Annotated in this window: 16 protein-coding genes, 3 rRNA genes and 3 riboswitches; all 19 genes read left to right on the top strand. The window is 41.2% G+C overall.

The window, feature by feature from the left end; genetic code table 11:
* The first annotated feature begins 26 nt into the window (after positions 1 to 26).
* The 19 genes from LO754_RS20785 to purF all read left to right on the top strand — a co-directional run bounded on the left by LO754_RS20785 (position 27) and on the right by purF (position 24,170).
* Positions 27 to 971 carry an AAA family ATPase gene (locus LO754_RS20785; RefSeq protein ID WP_231785179.1) on the top strand — a complete coding sequence of 315 codons (945 nt, stop codon included), beginning with the start codon at positions 27 to 29 and terminating at the stop codon, positions 969 to 971.
* Positions 968 to 2,149, top strand: a complete 1,182-nt coding sequence (locus tag LO754_RS20780) for a DUF58 domain-containing protein (RefSeq protein WP_231785178.1) — start codon at positions 968 to 970, stop codon at positions 2,147 to 2,149. The genes LO754_RS20785 and LO754_RS20780 overlap by 4 nt, the downstream gene beginning before the upstream one ends.
* Complete coding sequence (locus tag LO754_RS20775) at positions 2,146 to 4,353, top strand: transglutaminase TgpA family protein (RefSeq protein WP_024363989.1); 2,208 nt, start codon at positions 2,146 to 2,148, stop codon at positions 4,351 to 4,353. Before LO754_RS20780 ends, LO754_RS20775 begins: the two co-directional genes overlap by 4 nt.
* A 35-nt stretch (positions 4,354 to 4,388) precedes the next feature.
* A riboswitch (purine riboswitch) is annotated at positions 4,389 to 4,490 on the top strand.
* A gap of 154 nt (positions 4,491 to 4,644) precedes the next feature.
* Positions 4,645 to 6,198, top strand: coding sequence for a glutamine-hydrolyzing GMP synthase (guaA, locus tag LO754_RS20770; protein WP_024363990.1), 1,554 nt, complete (start codon positions 4,645 to 4,647; stop codon positions 6,196 to 6,198).
* 193 nt (positions 6,199 to 6,391) lie between these two features.
* Positions 6,392 to 7,060 (top strand): MOSC domain-containing protein, encoded by a 669-nt coding sequence (locus tag LO754_RS20765; protein WP_231785177.1) that lies wholly within the window; start codon positions 6,392 to 6,394, stop codon positions 7,058 to 7,060.
* A 183-nt stretch (positions 7,061 to 7,243) separates the two neighbouring features.
* Positions 7,244 to 7,909, top strand: a complete 666-nt coding sequence (locus tag LO754_RS23825) for a CPBP family glutamic-type intramembrane protease (protein ID WP_435892076.1) — start codon at positions 7,244 to 7,246, stop codon at positions 7,907 to 7,909.
* 170 nt (positions 7,910 to 8,079) lie between these two features.
* Positions 8,080 to 8,181, top strand: a riboswitch (purine riboswitch).
* A 130-nt stretch (positions 8,182 to 8,311) separates the two neighbouring features.
* Positions 8,312 to 9,616, top strand: coding sequence for an NCS2 family permease (locus tag LO754_RS20760; protein WP_231785176.1), 1,305 nt, complete (start codon positions 8,312 to 8,314; stop codon positions 9,614 to 9,616).
* 410 nt (positions 9,617 to 10,026) lie between these two features.
* Positions 10,027 to 11,571: ribosomal RNA gene (locus tag LO754_RS20755) — 16S ribosomal RNA — on the top strand.
* Positions 11,572 to 11,936: 365 nt separating this feature from the next.
* Positions 11,937 to 14,851: ribosomal RNA gene (locus LO754_RS20750) — 23S ribosomal RNA — on the top strand.
* Positions 14,852 to 14,917: 66 nt separating this feature from the next.
* Positions 14,918 to 15,033 (top strand): 5S ribosomal RNA (gene rrf / locus LO754_RS20745).
* The 16S, 23S and 5S rRNA genes sit together here, the layout of an rRNA operon.
* 223 nt (positions 15,034 to 15,256) lie before the next feature.
* A complete protein-coding gene (locus tag LO754_RS20740) occupies positions 15,257 to 15,451 on the top strand; it encodes an NETI motif-containing protein (RefSeq protein ID WP_024364453.1) in 195 nt (64 codons plus the stop codon).
* Positions 15,452 to 15,543: 92 nt separating this feature from the next.
* Positions 15,544 to 15,642, top strand: a riboswitch (purine riboswitch).
* Between the two features lie 212 nt (positions 15,643 to 15,854).
* Complete coding sequence (gene purE / locus LO754_RS20735; protein ID WP_024364454.1) at positions 15,855 to 16,343, top strand: 5-(carboxyamino)imidazole ribonucleotide mutase; 489 nt, start codon at positions 15,855 to 15,857, stop codon at positions 16,341 to 16,343.
* Positions 16,340 to 17,464 (top strand): 5-(carboxyamino)imidazole ribonucleotide synthase, encoded by a 1,125-nt coding sequence (gene purK / locus LO754_RS20730; RefSeq protein WP_024364455.1) that lies wholly within the window; start codon positions 16,340 to 16,342, stop codon positions 17,462 to 17,464. The genes purE and purK overlap by 4 nt, the downstream gene beginning before the upstream one ends.
* Before the next feature lie 13 nt (positions 17,465 to 17,477).
* Positions 17,478 to 18,773, top strand: a complete 1,296-nt coding sequence (purB, locus tag LO754_RS20725; protein ID WP_231785175.1) for an adenylosuccinate lyase — start codon at positions 17,478 to 17,480, stop codon at positions 18,771 to 18,773.
* A 128-nt stretch (positions 18,774 to 18,901) separates the two neighbouring features.
* Positions 18,902 to 19,612, top strand: coding sequence for a phosphoribosylaminoimidazolesuccinocarboxamide synthase (gene purC / locus LO754_RS20720; protein ID WP_024364457.1), 711 nt, complete (start codon positions 18,902 to 18,904; stop codon positions 19,610 to 19,612).
* Between the two features lie 2 nt (positions 19,613 to 19,614).
* Positions 19,615 to 19,863: a phosphoribosylformylglycinamidine synthase subunit PurS gene (gene purS / locus LO754_RS20715; RefSeq protein WP_024364458.1), complete on the top strand. Its 249-nt coding sequence runs from the start codon at positions 19,615 to 19,617 to the stop codon at positions 19,861 to 19,863.
* Positions 19,864 to 19,865: 2 nt separating this feature from the next.
* Entirely contained in the window at positions 19,866 to 20,549 is a 684-nt protein-coding gene (purQ, locus tag LO754_RS20710) for a phosphoribosylformylglycinamidine synthase subunit PurQ (RefSeq protein WP_025220660.1), read from the top strand.
* Complete coding sequence (purL, locus tag LO754_RS20705; RefSeq protein WP_231785174.1) at positions 20,536 to 22,770, top strand: phosphoribosylformylglycinamidine synthase subunit PurL; 2,235 nt, start codon at positions 20,536 to 20,538, stop codon at positions 22,768 to 22,770. Before purQ ends, purL begins: the two co-directional genes overlap by 14 nt.
* Positions 22,746 to 24,170 carry an amidophosphoribosyltransferase gene (gene purF / locus LO754_RS20700; protein ID WP_024364461.1) on the top strand — a complete coding sequence of 475 codons (1,425 nt, stop codon included), beginning with the start codon at positions 22,746 to 22,748 and terminating at the stop codon, positions 24,168 to 24,170. The genes purL and purF overlap by 25 nt, the downstream gene beginning before the upstream one ends.
* The last annotated feature ends 106 nt before the right edge of the window (positions 24,171 to 24,276 follow it).

Raw genomic sequence — 24,276 nt, 5'->3', positions numbered from 1 at the left:
AGCGAAAATGGGAGGTTTTTTGTTTTATGAATTTACAAATCCAAATGGTATTAGAAAATATAGAGAAAGTAATGATAGGAAAGAGAGAGGTAGCGGAACTTAGCATTGTAGCCTTACTTGCAAGGGGGCACGTATTACTTGAGGATGTGCCAGGAGTTGGTAAGACTATGATGGTACGTGCGCTTGCTAAATCTTTCGATGCCCAATTCAAACGAATTCAATTTACTCCCGATTTACTGCCCTCCGACGTTGTAGGCGTTTCTATCTATAACCCAAAAACAATGGAATTTGAATTTCGTGCAGGACCGATTATGGGCGATGTAGTTTTGGCTGATGAAATTAATAGAACGTCACCGAAAACACAATCTACTTTACTTGAAGCGATGGAGGAAGCATCTGTTACAATTGATGGTAATACACTTATGATTAATCAGCCATTTTTCGTTATGGCGACGCAAAATCCTATCGAACACGAGGGTACCTATCCATTACCAGAGGCACAGCTTGATCGCTTTTTACTAAAAATAAAAATGGGTTATCCAACGAGAGGGCAAGAAGTAGAAATACTGCGTCGTGCTGAAAATGGCAAGTCTATTGAAAAAATTGAAGCTGTGCTTTCGGTGGCACAATTAATTGAATTACAGCAACTTGTGCAAGGCGTTTATGTGGAAGACTCCGTTAAAAACTATATGGTTGAACTGGCTTCTCAAACAAGAGAGAATAACTACGTTTATTTAGGGGTTAGTCCTCGTGCGACAATTGCTTTGATGAAGGCGTCTCAGGCATATGCATTTATGAAAGGGCGAAGCTATGTAATACCGGACGATGTCCAATATTTAGCGCCCTATGTCTTTAGCCACAGATTAGTGCTCAAGCCAGATGCGCGTTATGATGATGTAACAGCAGAAGAAATTATTGAACGTATTATTGCGAAAACGCCTGTGCCGACGAAGAGGTTAGCAGAGCAATGAAGAAATGGCGAGCCCTTTTTGAAAAAAGTAAACATTTTCTATTAGTGAGCTTTCTGATACTTATTACGTTTTGTTATGCTATGTTTCAAGGTGGATTTGTCAGCTGGTTTGTCTTTTTTACGGTAAGTCCATTTTTGTTGTACGCTTTTATCTTCCAACTTGTGAGGGAGGAGATATACAGTGTAGAGCGTAAAATTGACCCTTCTCATGTAGAAAGCGGACAATCAGTTCAAGTGACAATAAGTGTAGAAAGAAAAACGCGTTTTCCATTTGCGTATATGCTGATGGAAGAACTTGTTGGTAGCGAGATGCTAGTGCAGTCAAAGGTGCAAGAGAAAGACGCCATAAAATTTGTAGGTTTTAAAAAAACGTTTACATGGCGTTACACACTTGAAAGCTTGTCACGTGGTGAGCATCGTTATTTAGGTGCGCAAATCATCTTCCATGATTTTTTCGGATGGGCAAAGAAGCGCATTTTGGTAGAAAAAGAACAAATCGTTCTAGTTTATCCGAGAGTGCATGATATGAAATATGCTACATTACAAACAAAATTAGATGTTGGGTCCATGATGACCCCTTATTCAATTGTGAAGGACACATCAATGGCTATTGGTTTACGCGAATACGTACCAGGTGACCGCTTTTCGTGGATTCATTGGAAGTCATTTGCAAAAACACAAACACTTCAGTCAAAGGAATTTGAAGATCGTCAATCACAGGAATTGATGTTAATGCTCGATGTAGGTTCTTCTCCGTTATTTGAAGAGAAGGTGGAGTTGGTCGCTTCAATGCTTAGTGCGATTGTACGAGGGCGTGGGGATATTTCCTTTGTTTCAACAGGTGTAAAAACAAAAGTGTTTTCTTCTATCCAAGGTGAAAAGCAACTAGATCGAGTGATGCATCATTTAGCTTGTGTCAAACCTGTTGAAAATGCAAAATATCAATTGCGTGATACCCAAGTCCTTCAGCGTGTGGCAACGCTTCTATATGTTACGAGCGATATATCAGATGAATTACTACATACTTTAGGTAATACGGTGAAAAGTTGTATTTGTTTTGTAGTATCTCAAGAGACACAGGCACGTTCTGATGTAACAAAGCGTTATAAACATATTCAAGTCGTACATGTAAACCCAACAGATTATTACCACTTGTTCACGGAGGTGATGAAGCCGTGAAAAAATCACTAGAAAATTTTATTGAGCTAGCTTTCGCGTACGTCATTATTTTCTTTATATTACGTGAGTGGCTAACACCAGTTATGCAATTAACAAATACAGGTTTAAGTCAGTTGTTTCTAGTTTTTATCGGCTTAGCACTAGTGCTTTCTTTATTTAAAGTTCGACCGTTATTGTCCGGACTTATAAAGTTAGGTTATATTACATGGTTTGTGATATTTGTTTATAGCGAGAATCCGTTTTTTTCAGGACACACCATTCCGTTTTTAGTGAATGAAGTGACGTGGAACATGGTGAACATTTTTTCAGGGAATTTTGGACAAGTATCAGATGCATTTAGAACAGTATTGTTTTTAGCATTGATTTGGATGTTAATTTATTTAATTCACCATTGGATTACAGTGCATCATAATATTTTCTACTTCTTCGTATTAACCGTATTTTTCATCGCGACACTTGATACGTTTAGCGAATATAATGGAAAGCTCGCTATTATTAAAGTAATTGTGCTTGGTCTAATTATGACGGGTGTACTTTTTATTAAACGTTTAAGACTTCAGCTCGATGCACCGAGTGATATGCTTAGAAAGTGGAAAATTGTTTTACCAATGCTTATTTCGGTGGCACTTGTCAGTATGGTGGCATTCTATTTACCAAAAGCAGGACCGACATGGGCTGATCCAGTACCGTTTATCAAAAGCGTTACAGGGCAAGATGGTGTAGGAGATGGACAAAGAACAGTTGGTTATAGTGATGATGACAGTAAGTTAGGTGGGCCTTATAAAGGAGATAATACATTAATTTTTACGGCAACCTCACGTGATCGCCATTATTGGCGTATCGATACTAAAGATACGTATACATCGAAAGGCTGGGTGTTATCAGGTGAATATATGGGGGAAGCTGTTTTTGAAAACGATACCCCAATTTATACATCCTTGCAGGTTGGGCCACGAGAAAATGAACGGCAAATTCAAATGGATATGGCTGTCCCTATGCCATTTTTAATTCAAACATATGGCATGTTATCCGTTTCGGCAGAGGACCCTACCTTGTATATCCAAGATGGACAAACTGAAAAAATAGTAACAAAACAACCGAGTGGTGAATTGGTGACGACGGATAATGGTAGTAATAAATTACTGTCAAATTATACGATCACTTATAGTGAGCCAAACTATAGTTTGCAACAGCTTCAAATGTCTGAACCAGCTATGTTAGAAACATTAGATCCTTCTTATAATCGTTTTTTACAATTACCTGACACACTTCCGCAGCGTGTACAAGATTTAACGCTCGATATAACGCGTGATAAAGCCTCTGTATACGAAAAAATAAAGGCAGTGGAAGGCTATTTTTCAAAGGGAAACTATAGATACGATAAAAAAGCAGCAGCTATTCCTGCTGAAAAACAAGATTATGTAGATCAATTTTTATTCGATACAAAAGTAGGTTACTGTGATAACTTTTCTACATCCATGGTTGTTATGCTTCGTTCTATCGGCATTCCCGCTCGCTGGGTGAAAGGTTTTGCACCAGGTGATGCAGGGGCGTTATCAAATGGTCTGCGTGAATATAAAGTGACGAATGACAATGCCCACTCTTGGGTAGAGGCATATGTTCCAGGTACAGGGTGGATAGAGTTTGAACCGACAATTGGCTTTTCTGGTACAGTGAATATTGATTATGATTTACAGCAAAATCAACCTCAGCAAGAAGAAGTACTACAACCAGAAGAAAAACCAGCGCAACAGCAAAAGAAAGAGCAACCAACAGAGCAAACAGCTAACAATTCAGCTTTTAGCTTAGACCGTGTATGGGCTTGGGTAAAATCGTTAAAATATGTTTGGTTCACGCTAATGGCTTTACTCATTATTATTGGTGTGGCTTTATTTGTACAACGAAAAACATGGATTCCTAAAATGCAGGTGCGTGTCTATCGCAAAAAAGAAGCGGATTGGTCAAGTTTTGATGCTTCCTATCAAGCATTAACGAAACAGTTAGGGCGCATTGGTTTAAAACGAAAACATGACGAAACATTGCGAGCGTTTGCTGAGCGGGTAGATGCATCGTTAGAGACAGAAGAGATGCAAAAGTTAACGGCCGTATACGAGCAACATATTTATGGCAAGAATGCACAAGATGTTGACTTCGTTAAACTGCGGGAAAGTTGGGAATATTTAATCAATCGCACAATCGGTTGATTTTAATGGGTACAAAGAGTAAAATGAAAAAAATTATATATGATTAGGATGGCTTTCATATAAGTTCGAAAATAGGGTTCGGATGTTTCTACGAAATCACCGTAAATGATTTCTCTATGAAGGTGAATGTTTTGGCTAGGTGAGAAGTTTTATACATCACTTTTCTTTGTTACGCATTCCCCTTTATATATCAAGAGCTTATGGACGCGTAGGAAGTTTTTTTACTTTCATACGCGTTTTTCTTTGAACATATGAAAACGTCCTTTAAAAATAGAAGAAGAGGTGGAAATATTGTCAGCAAGCCCTTTATTAAAAGAGCAAGAAAAAATCGTCGTTCTAGACTTCGGTAGCCAATTTAACCAATTAATTACGCGTCGTATCCGTGAATTTGGTGTTTTCAGTGAATTACACCCACATACGATTACAGCAGATGAAATTAAAGACATGAATGCAGCAGGTATTATCTTTTCAGGTGGTCCTAACTCTGTTTATGATGACAATGCATTCCATGTAGATCCAGCTATTTTCGAATTAGGTTTACCAATCCTAGGTATTTGCTATGGTATGCAATTAATGGCGCATACGCAAGGCGGTAAAGTAGAAGGCGCTGAAACACGTGAATACGGTAAAGCGGAAGTTCAAGTAACGGCTGCTAATAAATTATTCGGTGATTTACCAACAGAACAAATCGTCTGGATGAGTCATGGCGACCACGTAACAGAAGTTCCTGCTGGCTTTGAAATCATTGCAACAAGTGCATCTTGTCCAATCGCTGCTATGGCAAACGCAGAACGTAAACTATATGCAGTACAATTCCACCCAGAAGTTCGTCACTCTGTATATGGTAATGATTTACTACGTCAATTCGTATTCGATATTTGTGGCGCTAAAGGCGATTGGTCAATGGCAAACTTTATCGAAATCGAAATTGCTAAAATTCGCGAAATCGTTGGCGATAAAAAAGTATTATGTGCACTTTCAGGTGGGGTAGACTCTTCTGTTGTTGCAGTACTTATTCATAAAGCAATCGGTGACCAATTGACTTGTATGTTCGTAGACCACAACCTAAACCGTAAAGGTGAAGTTGAACAGGTGATGAAAACTTTCACAGAAGATTTCGATATGAACCTAATTAAAATCGATGCACGTCAACGCTTCATGGACAAACTTGCGGGTGTATCTGATCCAGAGAAAAAACGTAAAATTATCGGTAACGAATTTATTTACGTATTCGATGAAGAAGCTTCAAAATTAGAAGGTATGGATTTCCTTGCACAAGGAACGTTATACACAGACATTATTGAATCTGGTACGTCGACTGCGCAAACAATCAAATCGCACCATAATGTAGGCGGTCTTCCAGAAGACATGCAGTTCAAATTAATTGAACCATTAAAAACATTATTCAAAGACGAAGTTCGTGCACTTGGCTTAGAACTTGGTCTAGATGAGAAAATTGTTTGGCGTCAACCATTCCCAGGTCCTGGTTTAGGTATTCGTGTACTTGGTGAAGTAACAGAAGAAAAACTTGAAATTGTTCGTGAATCTGATTTCATCTTACGTGAAGAAATCGCAAAAGCTGGTCTTGATCGTGACATTTGGCAATACTTCACGGTATTACCTGATATTCGTTCAGTAGGTGTAATGGGCGATGCTCGTACGTATGACTACGCAATCGGTATCCGTGCTGTAACGTCTATCGACGGTATGACTTCTGACTGGGCACGTATCCCTTGGGACGTACTAGAGAAAATCTCTGTACGTTTAGTAAACGAAGTAAAACACGTAAACCGCGTGCTGTATGATATTACATCGAAGCCACCAGCAACGATTGAGTGGGAATAATCACTAATAGCAAGAGTCCTAAATGCCCTGATAACACAGGGGTTTAGGGCTTTTTTTTGTTGCGTGGGGATGACGAGTGTAACATGAAGATAGACCATAAACCATTGTAGAATGGGTGAAATTGCTGGAAAAGTGTTGGATGTAGTAAACTAAGTTTATGAAATACGTTGGCTTTTAATTGAGGGGGATGAAAATGGAGAAAAGTATTGCGACGATTCACACATTAGCTGTTGGTATGCCAAAAGAATTGAACTATAGCAACGGGCGATCAATGATAACAGGAATTGAAAAACAAGAAGTACAAGAAGTTTATTTGGGAAAGAGTGGTTTTGAGGGAGATGATGTAGCAGATAAAAAACATCATGGTGGGCCTAATCGTGCTGTTTGTTTATATCCTGCAGAGCATTACATACAATGGGAGCAAGAACTAGGTAAAAAATTGCCGACTGCAACATTCGGTGAGAATTTAACGGTAACGAACATGTTGGAAGCGGATGTTTGTATAGGAGATACTTATAAAATTGGCAATGCTGTTATTCAAATTACGCAAGGGCGTATTCCGTGTAGCACGATTGATAGATATGCAAATGCAGATATATTGCTCAAACGTTTAATTGAAACGGGGTATACGGGCTACCTTGCACGTGTGCTAATCGAGGGAACAATCAGTGCAAATTCAACGATTGAATTGATTGAAAGACATCCTGCAGGTATATCTGTTTTATATTGCAACGAAGTCTATTATAAAAACAATGATGTAGGTGCGATGAAGAAAATTCAAGCGGTGGATGCGTTAGCGTTAGATTGGCAACAAAAGTTAGAAAAAAAGATTCAGTCATTGCAGAGTCGAGTAGGGAAGTAAAGCACAAAAGTATCAGAACCCCCTTTAGCTTTTAGGCTATAGGGGGGTTCTTATTTATGTAAGGAATTTCAATGGTTAGCTTACGATCAAATGAATTGCATCCTAAATAGCATGTTATTACAATAAAATCGTCTAAAACGATAATTGTTTGTGTAGTAATGAGTAGTGAAAAAATTGAAAGGAATGGAGATAATGTTACGAAAATATAAGTATAGTGTGATTTTATTTAGTTACATATCACTGGTGCTTGTATTGCCAAAGCTTTTTAATTCGCCCGCTAATCAGACTGAATTAAATACTTTCTTATTACTATTTTGTCTTGCGCATGGAATGGTTTGTATCATAGCCTTTATATCATTACGTAGCCAAGTAATTCTTGGTTTGAAAGATATTCGAAACAAACCTTTAAAATTTATTCAATTGTTTATTGTTGGATTGTTGTTACTATATCTAGGTGTAATGTTTATAGATCCACTAGTTGATTCTTTTGCTAACTCGTCAAATCAATCTAGCGTCAATCATGTTTTGCAGATAGCACAAGGTATAATGCTATTTGTCTTTTTGTTTCCAGTCGTTTTGCTAGGACCGGTGAATGAGGAGATAATATTTAGGGAAATCATCCTGAAAAAGTTAAAGACAAAGATAGGGGTTTATTTCTCGATTGGAATTTCAAGTTTCTTATTTGGCCTTTTACATGTACATAGTTTTTCAGAAATTGTTCAAGTGATACCTTACTTTTACTCTGGGCTCGTCTTTGGCGTCATTTATTACAAATCGAATTTTAATATCGTGTATTCAATAACCCTCCATATCTTTAACAATTGTATTGCGATGCTCTTTGCACTTTAGTGCTAACACTAAAAAAGAACGTATAGAAAAAGAGTTCTTTTTCTTTATTTTTCTATGTTTTTTCCAAAAACTGAACATTAATTCCGTATTTTATACGAACTTTCGTATTTTTTTTATAAGAAATGTTCGGAAATGGGGTTGAAATCTAAAAAACGAAATGATATATTACGATTGTAAATTAAATAAGTCGTCGTATAATGTCGGGGATAAGGCCCGTGAGTTTCTACCAAGTTACCGTAAATAACTTGACTACGATTTTAGTTTTATACGAATGTATAGTAACTAATTTATTTCACACATTATAAGTGCTGAAATGTATCGTAGACATGCGACTAGTAGAGTAGTCAGCGTGTCTTTTTTGTTTTCGGTATTGAAGACGACAATACGGAGGATCTTTAAAAAATGAAAAAATATTTCATGTTCGATGAATTAGGTACTAGTTATCGCCGCGAAATAATTGGTGGTATTACAACATTCCTTGCCATGGCTTATATTTTAGCAGTTAACCCAGGCATTCTGGAAAATGCAGGGATGGATAAAGGTGCTGTATTCGTAGCAACAGCATTAGCAGCAGCAGTCGGTTCTTTGATTATGGGTATTTTCGCTAAATTCCCAATCTCATTAGCTCCAGGTATGGGATTGAATGCATTCTTTGCTTTCACTGTAGTAGGAGCATATGGTATTCCTTGGCAAACTGGGTTAACAGGTGTGTTTTTCTCAGGGATTATTTTTATTATCCTTTCACTTACAGGTATTCGTGAAACAGTTATTAATGCAATTCCAGCACAACTTAAATATGCAGTATCAGCTGGTATTGGTTTATTTATTACATTCGTAGGGTTACAAGGAGCGGGTATCGTTGTAGATAGTCCAGCAACTTTAGTAACATTAGGTGCATTTACAGGTTCCACTCTTTTAGCAGTGTTTGGTATTATTATTTCTGTCATTCTTATCTTAAAATTCCGCAGCGTCGGTATTTTCTTAGGAATGGTTATTACAGCGGTCGTTGGTATGATGACAGGTGTCATTGCACCGCCTGTATCGGTTGTATCAGCAATTCCAAGTGTAGATTCAACTTTTATGGTTGCACTTGACCCAATTTTCCATGACTTTGGTTCTTTATTAAATGTTAAATTTTTAGTCGTAGTACTAACATTTTTATTCGTTGACTTTTTCGATACAGCAGGTACATTAATGGCTGTTGCTACTCAAGCTGGCCTATTAAAAGATGATAAATTACCACGCGCAAGCCGTGCGCTTATGGCGGATGCATTAGCTACAACAATTGGTTCTTTATTCGGAACTTCAACAACTACTGCATATGTAGAATCAACTTCAGGTGTAGCAGCAGGTGCTCGTTCAGGTTTTGCTGCAGTTGTTACAGCGGTGCTATTCATAATCGCGCTATTCTTCTCGCCATTACTTGCTGTTGTTACTTCAGCGGTAACAGCACCAGCACTTGTTATCGTAGGTGTGTTAATGGTTTCATCATTGCGTTTAATTGAATGGGATAAATTCGAAATTGCAGTTCCAGCGTTCTTCACAGTATTAATGATGCCACTTGGTTATTCAATTGCAACAGGGATTGCAATTGGTTTCGTATTCTATCCTGTAACAATGCTTTTAGCAGGTCGTAAAAAAGAAATTCACCCAATGATGTACGGATTGTTCTTTGTCTTCCTTGCATACTTTATCTGGGTTCGATAATGTAAAGACGAAAAAGCTCCTCTTTGTGAAAACGAAGAGGAGCTTTTTATTCGAAATTGTTTGAGAGCCTGACACTTAATATACTATAGAAGAAACTACTAGTTATTATTGACTGAATAGTTTTATTTCAATTAAACACTTGCAAACTATGTTACGAGATGTTATATTTAAACACGTTGTTACGAAACATGTGAACAACACACTGCAAGAAAATAATAGTTGACATCATATTGAATGTATGTTAAATTATAAAAAGTTACTTACTAGTAACTAACAAAATGAACCTTGAAAACTGAACAAGCAAAACGTAATCAATATAGTTTTTACTAGCTAACTTTGTTAGTGAACGAAACAAAATTTTGGACATCAAAATTGATGCCAGCAAAACAATTTGAGCTAATCAAATTTCTTTTATGGAGAGTTTGATCCTGGCTCAGGACGAACGCTGGCGGCGTGCCTAATACATGCAAGTCGAGCGAACAGAGAAGGAGCTTGCTCCTTTGACGTTAGCGGCGGACGGGTGAGTAACACGTGGGCAACCTACCCTATAGTTTGGGATAACTCCGGGAAACCGGGGCTAATACCGAATAATCTATTGTCCCTCATGGGACAATACTGAAAGACGGTTTCGGCTGTCGCTATAGGATGGCCGCGGCGCATTAGCTAGTTGGTGAGGTAACGGCTCACCAAGGCAACGATGCGTAGCCGACCTGAGAGGGTGATCTACCACACTGGGACTGAGACACTACCAGACTCCTACGGGAGGCAGCAGTAGGGAATCTTCCACAATGGGCGAAAGCCTGATGGAGCAACGCCGCGTGAGTGAAGAAGGATTTCGGTTCGTAAAACTCTGTTGTAAGGGAAGAACAAGTACAGTAGTAACTGGCTGTACCTTGACGGTACCTTATTAGAAAGCCACGGCTAACTACGTGCCAGCAGCCGCGGTAATACGTAGGTGGCAAGCGTTGTCCGGAATTATTGGGCGTAAAGCGCGCGCAGGTGGTTTCTTAAGTCTGATGTGAAAGCCCACGGCTCAACCGTGGAGGGTCATTGGAAACTGGGAGACTTGAGTGCAGAAGAGGATAGTGGAATTCCAAGTGTAGCGGTGAAATGCGTAGAGATTTGGAGGAACACCAGTGGCGAAGGCGACTATCTGGTCTGTAACTGACACTGAGGCGCGAAAGCGTGGGGAGCAAACAGGATTAGATACCCTGGTAGTCCACGCCGTAAACGATGAGTGCTAAGTGTTAGGGGTTTCCGCCCCTTAGTGCTGCAGCTAACGCATTAAGCACTCCGCCTGGGGAGTACGGTCGCAAGACTGAAACTCAAAGGAATTGACGGGTACCGCACAAGCGGTGGAGCATGTGGTTTAATTCGAAGCAACGCGAAGAACCTTACCAGGTCTTGACATCCCGTTGACCACTGTAGAGATATGGTTTTCCCTTCGGGGACAACGGTGACAGGTGGTGCATGGTTGTCGTCAGCTCGTGTCGTGAGATGTTGGGTTAAGTCCCGCAACGAGCGCAACCCTTGATTTTAGTTGCCATCATTTAGTTGGGCACTCTAAGGTGACTGCCGGTGACAAACCGGAGGAAGGTGGGGATGACGTCAAATCATCATGCCCCTTATGACCTGGGCTACACACGTGCTACAATGGACGATACAAACGGTTGCCAACTCGCGAGAGGGAGCTAATCCGATAAAGTCGTTCTCAGTTCGGATTGTAGGCTGCAACTCGCCTACATGAAGCCGGAATCGCTAGTAATCGCGGATCAGCATGCCGCGGTGAATACGTTCCCGGCCTTGTACACACCGCCCGTCACACCACGAGAGTTTGTAACACCCGAAGTCGGTGAGGTAACCTTTGGAGCCAGCCGCCGAAGGTGGGATAGATGATTGGGGTGAAGTCGTAACAAGGTAGCCGTATCGGAAGGTGCGGCTGGATCACCTCCTTTCTAAGGATATTTTCGGAATACAAACCTTGGGTTTGTAAGATTACGTTTTGCGTTCAGTTTTGAAGGTTCATCATTACGATGAAATACTTCAAAAGTGTGCTCCTGTCGCTACGCTTTCGTCGCAAATTTGCGAAGAAGTAGAAACAGGTAGTGAATTTGTTCTTTGAAAACTGGATAAAACGACATTGAAATTGTAACAAACACATTTATTTTTTTAAGTTTTTTATAGGCTTAATAACAAATGAAGGTTTCGAGATACGAGTAAGACAAAGAAGCGATTGAGTGAGAGAAGGAGCGTACCTCTGTACGTGACTGACCGAACGAATGAAGCTGACGCTGGATTACGATGTATATCGGAAGCTGCAGGTTAAGTTATTAAGGGCGCACGGCGAATGCCTTGGCACTAGGAGCCGAAGAAGGACGGCACTAACACCGATATGCTTCGGGGAGCTGTAAGTGAGCTTTGATCCGGAGATTTCCGAATGGGGGAACCCACTACGTTTAATCGCGTAGTATCTTGACGTGAATACATAGCGTCTTGAAGGCAGACCCAGGGAACTGAAACATCTAAGTACCTGGAGGAAGAGAAAGAAAAATCGATTCCCTGAGTAGCGGCGAGCGAAACGGGAAGAGCCCAAACCAAGAGGCTTGCCTCTTGGGGTTGTAGGACACTCTATACGGAGTTACAAAGGAATGAGTTAGATGAAGCGACTTGGAAAGGTCCGCCATAGCAGGTAAAAGCCCTGTAGTCGAAAGTTCATTCCCTCCAGAGTGGATCCTGAGTACGGCGGAACACGTGAAATTCCGTCGGAATCCGGGAGGACCATCTCCCAAGGCTAAATACTACCTAGTGACCGATAGTGAACCAGTACCGTGAGGGAAAGGTGAAAAGCACCCCGGAAGGGGAGTGAAAGAGATCCTGAAACCGTGTGCCTACAAGTAGTTAGAGCCCGTTAATGGGTGATAGCGTGCCTTTTGTAGAATGAACCGGCGAGTTACGATTACGTGCGAGGTTAAGCTTTAGAAGGCGGAGCCGCAGCGAAAGCGAGTCTGAATAGGGCGAATTAGTACGTGGTCGTAGACCCGAAACCAGGTGATCTACCCATGTCCAGGGTGAAGGTGAGGTAACACTTACTGGAGGCCGAACCCACGCACGTTGAAAAGTGCGGGGATGAGGTGTGGGTAGCGGAGAAATTCCAATCGAACTTGGAGATAGCTGGTTCTCTCCGAAATAGCTTTAGGGCTAGCCTCGTGATGAGAATACTGGAGGTAGAGCACTGTTTGGACTAGGGCCATCCCGGTTTACCGAATTCAGACAAACTCCGAATGCCAGATATTTATACACGGGAGTCAGACTGCGAGTGATAAGATCCGTAGTCAAAAGGGAAACAGCCCAGACCACCAGCTAAGGTCCCAAAGTAATCGTTAAGTGGAAAAGGATGTGGCGTTGCACAGACAACCAGGATGTTGGCTTAGAAGCAGCCATCATTTAAAGAGTGCGTAATAGCTCACTGGTCGAGTGACGCTGCGCCGAAAATGTATCGGGGCTAAACGATTCACCGAAGCTGTGGATTGACATCTACGATGTCAGTGGTAGGAGAGCGTTCTAAGTGCGTTGAAGTCAGACCGGAAGGACTGGTGGAGCGCTTAGAAGTGAGAATGCCGGTATGAGTAGCGAAAGACGGGTGAGAATCCCGTCCACCGTATGACTAAGGTTTCCTGAGGAAGGCTCGTCCGCTCAGGGTTAGTCGGGACCTAAGCCGAGGCCGATAGGCGTAGGCGATGGACAACAGGTTGATATTCCTGTACCACCTCCTCACCGTTTGAGAAATGGGGGACGCAGTAGGATAGGGTAAGCGCGCCGTTGGTTGTGCGCGTCCAAGCAGTAAGGCGTGTGTGTAGGCAAATCCGCACACTGTAACGTTGAGCTGTGATGGCGAGTCCGTATGGACGAAGTTCCTGATTTCACACTGCCAAGAAAAGCCTCTATCGAGGTGAGAGGTGCCCGTACCGCAAACCGACACAGGTAGTCGAGGAGAGAATCCTAAGGTGTGCGAGAGAACTCTCGTTAAGGAACTCGGCAAAATGACCCCGTAACTTCGGGAGAAGGGGTGCTCTTGAGCGTGCAAGCGCATGAGAGCCGCAGTGAATAGGCCCAGGCGACTGTTTAGCAAAAACACAGGTCTCTGCAAAACCGTAAGGTGACGTATAGGGGCTGACGCCTGCCCGGTGCTGGAAGGTTAAGAGGAGTGGTTAGCGCAAGCGAAGCTGCGAATTGAAGCCCCAGTAAACCGTAACTATAACGGTCCTAAGGTAGCGAAATTCCTTGTCGGGTAAGTTCCGACCCGCACGAAAGGCGTAACGATCTGGGCACTGTCTCAACGAGAGACTCGGTGAAATTATAGTACCTGTGAAGATGCAGGTTACCCGCGACAGGACGGAAAGACCCCGTGGAGCTTTACTGTAGCCTGATATTGAATTTTGGTACAACTTGTACAGGATAGGTAGGAGCCAGAGATCTCGGAGCGCCAGCTTCGAAGGAGGCGTCGGTGGGATACTACCCTGGTTGTATTGAAATTCTAACCCATGCCCCTTAGCGGGGCAGGAGACAGTGTCAGGCGGACAGTTTGACTGGGGCGGTCGCCTCCTAAAAGGTAACGGAGGCGCCCAAAGGTTCCCTCAGAATGGTTGGAAATCATTCGTAGAGTGTAAAGGCACAAGGGAGCTTGACTGCGAGACCTACAAGTCGAGCAGGGTCGAAAGACGGGCTTAGTGATCCGGTGGTTCCGCATGGAAGGCCATCGCTCAACGGATAAAAGCTACCCCGGGGATAACAGGCTTATCTCCCCAAGAGTCCACATCGACGGGGAGGTTTGGCACCTCGATGTCGGCTCATCGCATCCTGGGGCTGTAGTCGGTCCCAAGGGTTGGGCTGTTCGCCCATTAAAGCGGTACGCGAGCTGGGTTCAGAACGTCGTGAGACAGTTCGGTCCCTATCCGTCGTGGGCGTAGGAAATTTGAGAGGAGCTGTCCTTAGTACGAGAGGACCGGGATGGACACACCGCTGGTGTACCAGTTGTCTTGCCAAAGGCATCGCTGGGTAGCTATGTGTGGACGGGATAAGTGCTGAAAGCATCTAAGCATGAAGCCCCCTCAAGATGAGATTTCCCATTACGCAAGTAAGTAAGATCCCTCAAAGACGATGAGGTAGATAGGTTCGAGGTGGAAGTGTGGTGACACATGGAGCTGACGAATACTAATCGATCGAGGACTTAACCAAAAAGTTTGAAACATTCAATGAACCGTTTATCCAGTTTTGAAAGAACAATCTTTCAATTAAATACTGTCTAGTGATGATGGCAAAGAGGTCACACCCGTTCCCATACCGAACACGGAAGTTAAGCTCTTTAGCGCCGATGGTAGTTGGGGGCTTCCCCCTGTGAGAGTAGGACGTCGCTAGGCAAGTTTAAAAGCCAAGGATATATTCCTTGGCTTTTTTTGTTTTTTGCATAATGTTTTGTGTGAAGGTACAGGATATACGATTGAGAAGCTTGAAATAGGGATATAAAACGCTACTATGATTATGAATTGTTACAATTTCGTGCATTCTTGAAGTGCCATATCGGGTATAATGGATTACAAGTAAGGAAGAATAATCATGACATGGATTGGAAGGAAGAACAGTTTGGGCAAAAAGCAAATTTGGTATGAAGTAGAAGAAAATGAAACAATCGAACAATGTTTAGAGAGAATGCGTCAAGATGGATATATGGCGATGGGACGGAAGGAAGAGCCTATTTTTCATCTAGTAAATGGCGAACCAACGTATTTACGTCAAAAAATACAATTTAAAGCGATGTTATGTCAAGATTCTGACTAAATATGACTTAAAACCGAACGATATTTAGTGGTGAAAATAAAATGTTCGCATTTTTGCATTGACGATAGTGTTTTCACTTGTTAAAATGTGATAAGGAAAACAATTAAATCCCTCATATATGCTAGAGAATTGGCTCTAGTGTCTCTACCCGGCACCGTAAATGCTGGACTATGCGGGAAAGCAACTTTTGGCATGTTACGGGAAGGTGTGTGTACAGATGTCTAAATCTGCATATTCTTTTCATAATAAGTCCTCAAGTAAGCTGCTTTCACGTGTATGGTAGAGAGTAGCTTATTTGAGGATTTTCTTTGTTCAAAAAGTAAAGAAATGCAGTGACTATTGAATAATAGAGGCTTGCACAATAATCGATCATTTTTCTATCGTTTAAAAGGAGCGACAATTCATGAATCCGAAAATCGGTGTCATTATGGGTAGTTCAAGTGACTGGGAAACTATGAAACATGCGTGTGATATTTTAGATGAATTACAAGTACCGTACGAGAAAAAAGTAGTATCAGCACATCGTACGCCTGATTTAATGTTTGAGTACGCTGAAGCAGCACGTGGGCGAGGTATTCAAGTGATTATTGCAGGTGCTGGAGGTGCAGCACATTTACCAGGTATGGTAGCAGCTAAAACAACATTACCTGTTATTGGCGTGCCAGTACAATCTCGTGCACTTAATGGTCTTGATTCACTGTTATCAATTGTACAAATGCCAGGTGGTGTACCTGTAGCAACTGTGGCAATCGGAAAAGCAGGTGCAACAAATGCAGGCTTGCTTGCAGCGCAAATTTTGTCGACAACAGACATAGAGCTTGCTAATAAACTAGATGCTAGACGCGAGGCGACGAAGCAACAAGTATTGGAAAGCACAGGTGACTTAGTGTGACGAAAATTATTTATCCAGGACAAACGATAGGTATTATCGGAGGAGGACAGCTTGGCCGTATGATGGCACTTGCTGCAAAGGAAGCAGGATTTAAAATAGCTGTTCTTGAGCCGACAATGGATTCACCATGTGGACAGGTTGCAGATATCCGAATTGTGGCACCTTATGATGATGAAGCTGCATTAGAGGAACTTGCAGAAGTCAGTGACGTTATTACGTATGAGTTTGAAAATATCGATTACGATGGTTTAAAACGATTAACTCAAATGGCTTACGTACCACAAGGAGCTGAATTAGTACGCATTACACAAAACCGCGTGACTGAGAAGGAAGCAATTGTGAAAGCTGGCTGTCCAGTAGCTCCTTATATAGTAGCTAATACATACGAGGAATTGGTCGCGAGTATTGACAAGATCAGTTATCCGTGTATCGTAAAAACTGCAAGAGGTGGCTATGATGGCAAAGGGCAGCAGCTTCTAAATTCAGCAGCGGATTTACCATTAGCAGAAGGGCTTTTCGCTCATTCACAATGTATTGCTGAAGGGTTTGTACCTTTTGTGAAAGAAGTATCAGTTATTGTACAGCGAAACGGTGACGGAGAATTATATTGTCAGCCTGTTGGTGAAAATATTCATGTTCATCATATTTTACACGAAACAATTGTACCTGCTCGTATCGAAAAGATGACAGCACAGTCTGCTGAGCAAGAGGCTATAAAAATAGCTGATTACTTAAATTTAGTAGGGACGCTGGCGGTAGAAATGTTCGTTTTAGAAAACGGCGAAATTATTATTAATGAACTAGCACCGAGACCACATAATTCTGGTCACTATTCAATAGAGGCATGTAATATATCACAATTCCATCAGCATATCCGTGCTATTTGTGGTTGGCCATTGCGCAAACCGCAACTTTGGGCACCATCAATAATGGTGAATGTATTAGGGCAGCATGTTATGCCACTTAGTAACTCAATTGCAAAATATCCTGAATGGTCATTGCATCTTTATGGGAAAGCTGAAGCTAAGGTGAACCGTAAGATGGGCCACGTAACGATTATGACAAAAGATTTAGAAGCAACATTACAACAAATCGAAAGTTCTGGCATTTGGTCAGAATAGAAGGAGATACGCAATGATTGAACGTTACACAAGACCCGAGATGGGCGCAATTTGGACAGAACAAAATAAATACCAAGCTTGGTTAGAGGTTGAAATTTTAGCATGTGAAGCTTGGGCGGAGATTGGCGATATTCCAAAAGAAGATGTAGCTAAAATTCGTGAAAATGCTTCATTTGATGTAAATCGTATTTTAGAAATTGAGAAAGAAACGCGTCATGACGTAGTGGCATTTACACGTGCTGTATCTGAAACACTTGGCGAAGAGCGTAAATGGGTGCACTACGGTTTAACTTCAACAGACGTGGTTGACACAGCCCTTTCTTATTTGATTAAACAAGCGAATGATATTTTACGAAAAGATATTGTGAATTTTATTGATATTATTGCAGCAAAAGCGAAAGAGCATAAACATACAGTTATGATGGGTCGTACACATGGTGTACATGCTGAACCAACAACGTTCGGTTTAAAATTAGGCTTATGGTATGAAGAAATGAAACGTAACTTAGAACGCTTTGAAGCAGCTGCTCAAGTGATTGAAACAGGTAAAATGTCTGGTGCAGTTGGCACATATGCAAATATCGATCCACGCGTTGAACAATACGTATGTGACAAATTAGGGCTCGCAGCATCACCTATTTCTACACAAACATTACAGCGTGACCGCCATGCACAATATTTAGGCGCTCTTGCATTAATTGCAACATCAATTGAAAAATTCGCAACTGAAATTCGTGGATTGCAAAAATCAGAAACACGAGAAGTAGAGGAATCCTTTGCAAAAGGACAAAAAGGTTCATCTGCTATGCCGCATAAACGCAATCCAATCGGCTCTGAAAACATGGTTGGTATGTCACGTTTAATGCGTGGTTACATGGTAACAGCTTACGAAAACGTAGCATTATGGCATGAGCGTGATATTTCACATTCATCTGCGGAACGAGTTATTTTACCGGATGCAACGATTACACTGAACTATATGTTAAATCGCTTCGGTAACATCGTGAAAAATTTAACAGTATTCCCTGAAAACATGAAACGTAATATGGGTCGTACATTTGGACTGATTTACTCACAAAGAATTTTATTAGCACTAATCGATAAAGGGTTAGTACGTGAGGAAGCGTATGATACAGTTCAACCATTAGCGATGCAGGCGTGGGACGAGCAAGTGCAATTCCGTACGTTAGTTGATGCAAGTGAAAAAATCACTTCTTATTTAACGAAGGAAGAGTTAGATCATTGCTTTGATTACAACTACCACTTACAGCATGTAGATATGATTTTTGAACGTCTTGGACTTAACTAACAGTATTGAATCGATAGACAGTTAGTGCCACGACGGATGTTACGGGTTTTGAATCATACTTCAAGATTCAAAATCCATAACATCAATACGTCGAGGCGTATTTCATAATAATCTGGGGGAATGACGAAATGACGAAAGACCAACTTTTGTATGAAGGTAAAGCAAAAAAATTATATGCAACAGAAGATCCTACAATACTTTTAGTTGAATATAAGGATAGTGCAACAGCATTTAACGGTGAGAAAAAAGAGGAAATTGACGGGAAAGGCGTTTTAAATAATCGCATTACTTCATTAATTTTCGAAAAATTAAAAGCTAACGGAATTGCGTCACATTTCGTAAAACAATTGTCTGCTACAGAACAACTAGTGAAAAAGGTTGAAATCATTCCAATTGAAGTTGTTGTTCGTAACATAGCTGCAGGTAGCTTAGCAAAACGCCTTGGTTTAGAAGAAGGCACACCATTAAAACGCTCAATCGTAGAATTCTATTACAAGGATGATGCATTAGGCGATCCATTTATCACAACGGAGCATATTGATGTACTTGACCTTGCAACACCAGAAGAAGTAACAGCGATGTATGACGGTGCATTAGCTGTGAACAAAGTACTCCAACCAATTTTTGCTGATGTGGATGTCACGCTAATTGACTTTAAACTTGAATTTGGCCGTGATACGAACGGAGATGTATTATTGGCAGATGAAATCTCACCAGATACATGCAGACTTTGGGATACAAAAACAAAGCAAAAGTTGGACAAAGATGTCTTTCGTCGAGACCTTGGTAATTTAACTGAAGTATACACTATTATTCTTTCTAGACTCGGAGGCAAATAACAATGAAAAAAGTTAAAATTTACGTAACATTACGTGAGAGTATTCTAGATCCACAAGGTTCAGCAGTACAAGGTTCTTTAGCGAAAATGGGCTACGGTGAAGTAGAAGATTTACGTATCGGTAAATATCTTGAACTAACTGTCGGAGATTCTGCGCGCGATATTGATACTCTAGTAAAAGAAATGTGTGAAAAAGTTTTAACAAATGTAGTAATTGAGGACTACCGTTACGAAGTCGAGGAGGCTAACTAATCATGAAATTCGCAGTACTCGTATTCCCTGGGTCAAACTGTGACATCGATATGTATCATGCGATTAAAGACGAACTAGGTGAAGAAGTAGAATATGTATGGCACGCAGAAACAGATTTAAGTGGCTTTGACGGTATTCTAGTACCAGGCGGCTTCTCTTATGGTGACTATTTACGTTGTGGCGCTATGGCAAACCAATCCAATATTATGGCAGAAGTAAAAAAAGCAGCAGATGCGGGTAAGCCAGTCTTGGGTGTTTGTAACGGGTTCCAAATTCTAACAGAAGCAGGCTTATTACCAGGTGCTTTACTACGTAATAAAAACCTAAAATTCATGTGTCGTACAATACAGCTTAAAGTTGAAAACAACAATACATTATTCACAAATCAATATGAGCAAGGTCAAGTAATCAATATTCCAATCGCACACGGTGAAGGTAACTATTATTGTGACGAGGAAACATTACAAAAACTAAAAGATAACAATCAAATTGTGTTCACATACTCAGGAGAAAATCCAAACGGTTCTTTAGAAGATATCGCAGGGATTATTAACGAGCGCGGAAATGTATTAGGAATGATGCCTCACCCAGAACGAGCTGTCGATGCACTTGTGGGCGGAGCCGATGGTCTAGCAGTATTCAAATCAATTGTGAAGCAGTGGAGGGAAAATCATGTCAACAACTAAGTTTGAGCCAACAGCACAGCAAATTAAAGATGAAAAGCTATACGCTGGAATGGGGATGTCAGACGAAGAATTTGCAATGGTAGAAGGTATTCTAGGTCGCCTACCAAACTGGACAGAGACAGGTCTTTTCTCAGTAATGTGGTCTGAACACTGCTCATATAAAAATTCAAAACCAGTATTACGTAAATTCCCAACAAAAGGGACACAAGTATTACAAGGTCCTGGTGAAGGTGCAGGGATTGTAGATATTGGTGATGAGCAAGCCGTTGTATTTAAAATGGAATCACATAACCACCCTTCGGCAATCGAGCCGTATCAAGGTGCAGCAACAGGTGTTGGCGGTATTATTCGCGATGTATTCTCAATGGGTGCACGTCCAATTGCGATGCTAAACTCATTACGCTTCGGAGAGTTAAAATCAGCACGTGGTAAATATTTATTCGAAGAAGTAGTTGCTGGTATTGCTGGCTATGGTAACTGTATCGGGATTCCAACTGTTGGTGGCGAAATTCAATTCGACCCTTGCTACGAAGGTAATCCATTAGTAAATGCAATGTGTGTTGGGCTAATTGATCACAAGGATATTCAACGTGGTATTGCTGCGGGTGTAGGAAATACAGTGATGTACGTAGGAGCAAAAACAGGTCGTGATGGTATCCATGGAGCGACGTTTGCCTCTGAAGAATTAACAGAGGAATCAGAAAATCAACGTCCAGCTGTGCAAGTAGGTGACCCATTTATGGAAAAACTACTACTTGAAGCTTGTTTAGAAGTTGTAAAATCTGATGCGCTAGTTGGTATTCAAGATATGGGTGCTGCGGGTCTTACTTCATCTTCAGCAGAGATGGCTTCTAAAGCTGGATCTGGTGTAGAAATGAACCTAGATTTAGTACCACAACGTGAAACAGGTATGACTGCATATGAGATGATGTTATCTGAATCTCAAGAACGTATGTTATTAGTTGTGAAAAAAGGTCGCGAAGATGAAATTAAAGCGATTTTCGATAAATATGATTTAGATGCAGTAGCAATTGGTGTTGTAACAGATGATAAAATGTTGCGTTTACTGCACAAAGGTGAAGTTGTGGCAAATGTACCAGCAGATGCATTAGCAGAAGATGCGCCAGTTTATCATAAGCCATCTGCTGAGCCTGCATACTACGCACAGTTCCAAGCAATGGACAATGCAGAACCAGTTGTAACAGATTATAAAGAAACGTTAAACGCATTGTTACAAGCACCTACGATTGCTTCAAAAGAATGGGTTTACGATCAATACGATTATCAAGTTCGTACATCAACAGTTGTAGCACCTGGTTCAGATGCTGCAGTTATCCGTGTACGTGGCACAAATAAAGGTCTTGCGATGACTACAGACTGTAACTCTCGCTATATTTACCTTGATCCTGAAGTGGGCGGCGCGATTGCAGTAGCAGAAGCAGCGCGTAATATTGTCGCAACGGGTGGTACACCACTTGCTATTACAGACTGCTTAAACTTTGGTAATCCAGAGAAACCAGAAATTTTCTGGCAAATTGAAAAATCTGCCGATGGTATTTCAGCAGCATGTACTGCACTCAATGCACCAGTAATCGGTGGTAACGTTTCTTTATACAATGAACGTTCCGGCGAAGCCGTTTATCCAACACCAACAATCGGTATGGTAGGTCTAATCGAAGACTTAGCACATGTAACAACGCAAGATGTGAAAGCAGCTGGCGATGTAGTATTTGTTATCGGTGAAACGAATACTGAATTTGGTGGTTCAGAACTTCAAAAATTATTAAATAACGGTGTCATCTCAGGAAAAGCACCTGCTATTAACCTAGAAGTAGAAGCAGCTCGTCAACAAGCATTGTTGAAAGCAATTAAAGCTGGACTTGTACAATCTGCACATGACGTAGCAGAGGGTGGTCTTGCTGTAGCACTTGCAGAAACGACATTTGGTGCACAAGGCTTAGGCATTGATGTAACACTAACAGGCTCTGCAACAACGGCTTTATTCAGTGAAACACAATCCCGTTTCGTTGTAACAGTCAAAGAAGAAAATGCAACTGCATTTGTAGAAACTGTAAAAGATGCACAAAAAATCGGTGTCGTAACAAACGATGCGCTTGTTAAAATCAACGGTGACAACGGTGTGCTTGTAGAAGGTACAGTGGAGGAATTCCGTTCTAGTTGGAAAGGAGCAATCCCATGCTTGCTGAACTCAGAGGCTTAAACGAAGAATGTGGGGTGTTTGGTATTTGGGGTAACCCAAATCCAGCACACCTTAGTTATTACGGGCTTCATGCTCTTCAACACCGTGGACAAGAAGGTGCTGGTATCGTCGTTTCTGACGGTCTACACCTGCGCGCGGTGAAAGGCGAAGGATTAGTAAATGATGTTTTCAACGAAGAGAAATTAAAAGCAGTGGACGGAAAAGCGGCAATTGCCCATGTTCGTTATACGACTGCTGGCGGTGGCGGAATCGAAAATGTACAGCCATTACTATTTCATTCATCAACAGGTAGCCTTTCAATTGCTCATAACGGTAACTTAGTCAATGCGACACACTTAAAACAGTATTTAGAGCGTCAAGGTAGTATTTTCCACTCTAGCTCAGATACAGAAGTGTTAGCGCATCTTATTAAGAAAAGCTCGCATTCACCATTCCGAGCAAAGGTGAAAAATGCCCTTTCGTTATTAAAGGGAGCGTATTCATTCTTAATTATGACCAAAGATGAAATGCTTGTTGCACGTGATCCACATGGTCTACGTCCTCTATCTCTTGGAAAACTAGGAGACGGTTGGGTTGTTGCTTCTGAAACTTGTGCTTTTGATTTAATAGGAGCAGAGTTTATACGTTCTGTGGAACCAGGGGAATTATTAATAATAAACGATGAAGGTGTAAAATCAGATCGTTTTGCAGATATGGAAAATCGCGCAATGTGTGCGATGGAGTATGTATACTTAGCACGTCCTGATTCCGATATTGATGGCATTAATGTGCATATGGCACGTAAACGTATGGGGAAACAACTCGCACGTGAATGCGCACATATTGAAGCGGATGTCGTAACTGGTGTACCTGACTCAAGTATTTCAGCAGCAATTGGCTTTGCTGAAGAAAGCGGTATTCCATATGAGCTAGGGTTAATAAAAAATCGTTATGTTGGTCGTACATTTATTCAACCGACCCAAGAATTGCGTGAACGTGGTGTAAAAATGAAGCTGTCACCTGTTGTGCAAGTTGTCAAAGGGAAACGCGTTGTAATGGTGGATGATTCAATTGTTCGTGGTACAACATCACGCCGTATTGTCAAAATGCTAAAGGATGCAGGTGCAGCAGAGGTGCATGTTGTGATTTCTTCTCCACCAATGACGGATCCTTGTTATTACGGTATTGATACTTCAACACATGAAGAGTTGATTGCTTCGAGCCATAGTGTGGATGAAATAAGAGACGCAATTGGTGCTGATTCACTAACATTCCTTTCAGTTGAAGGCATGGTCGAAACGATTGCACGTCCATTTGAGGATGAAAATAAAGGTCTTTGCTTAGCATGTTTTACAAGCAAATACCCAACAGAAATTTTCCCAGATACAATCTTACCACACGAAAAAGAACTGTTACGCTAAGTGTATGTTAATCAATAAAGCCTTGTTGGAGTACCCACATTCAAACGATGTTGGGTATCCTCTAAAGGTGAAAATGACATTGAGTTAGGATTGATATTCCCAGCAT

This window comes from Lysinibacillus sp. GJ-1 (assembly GCF_021166035.1).
In the GTDB taxonomy this organism is placed as follows: domain Bacteria; phylum Bacillota; class Bacilli; order Bacillales_A; family Planococcaceae; genus Lysinibacillus; species Lysinibacillus sphaericus.
This window is presented reverse-complemented; position numbering and strand designations above follow the sequence as displayed.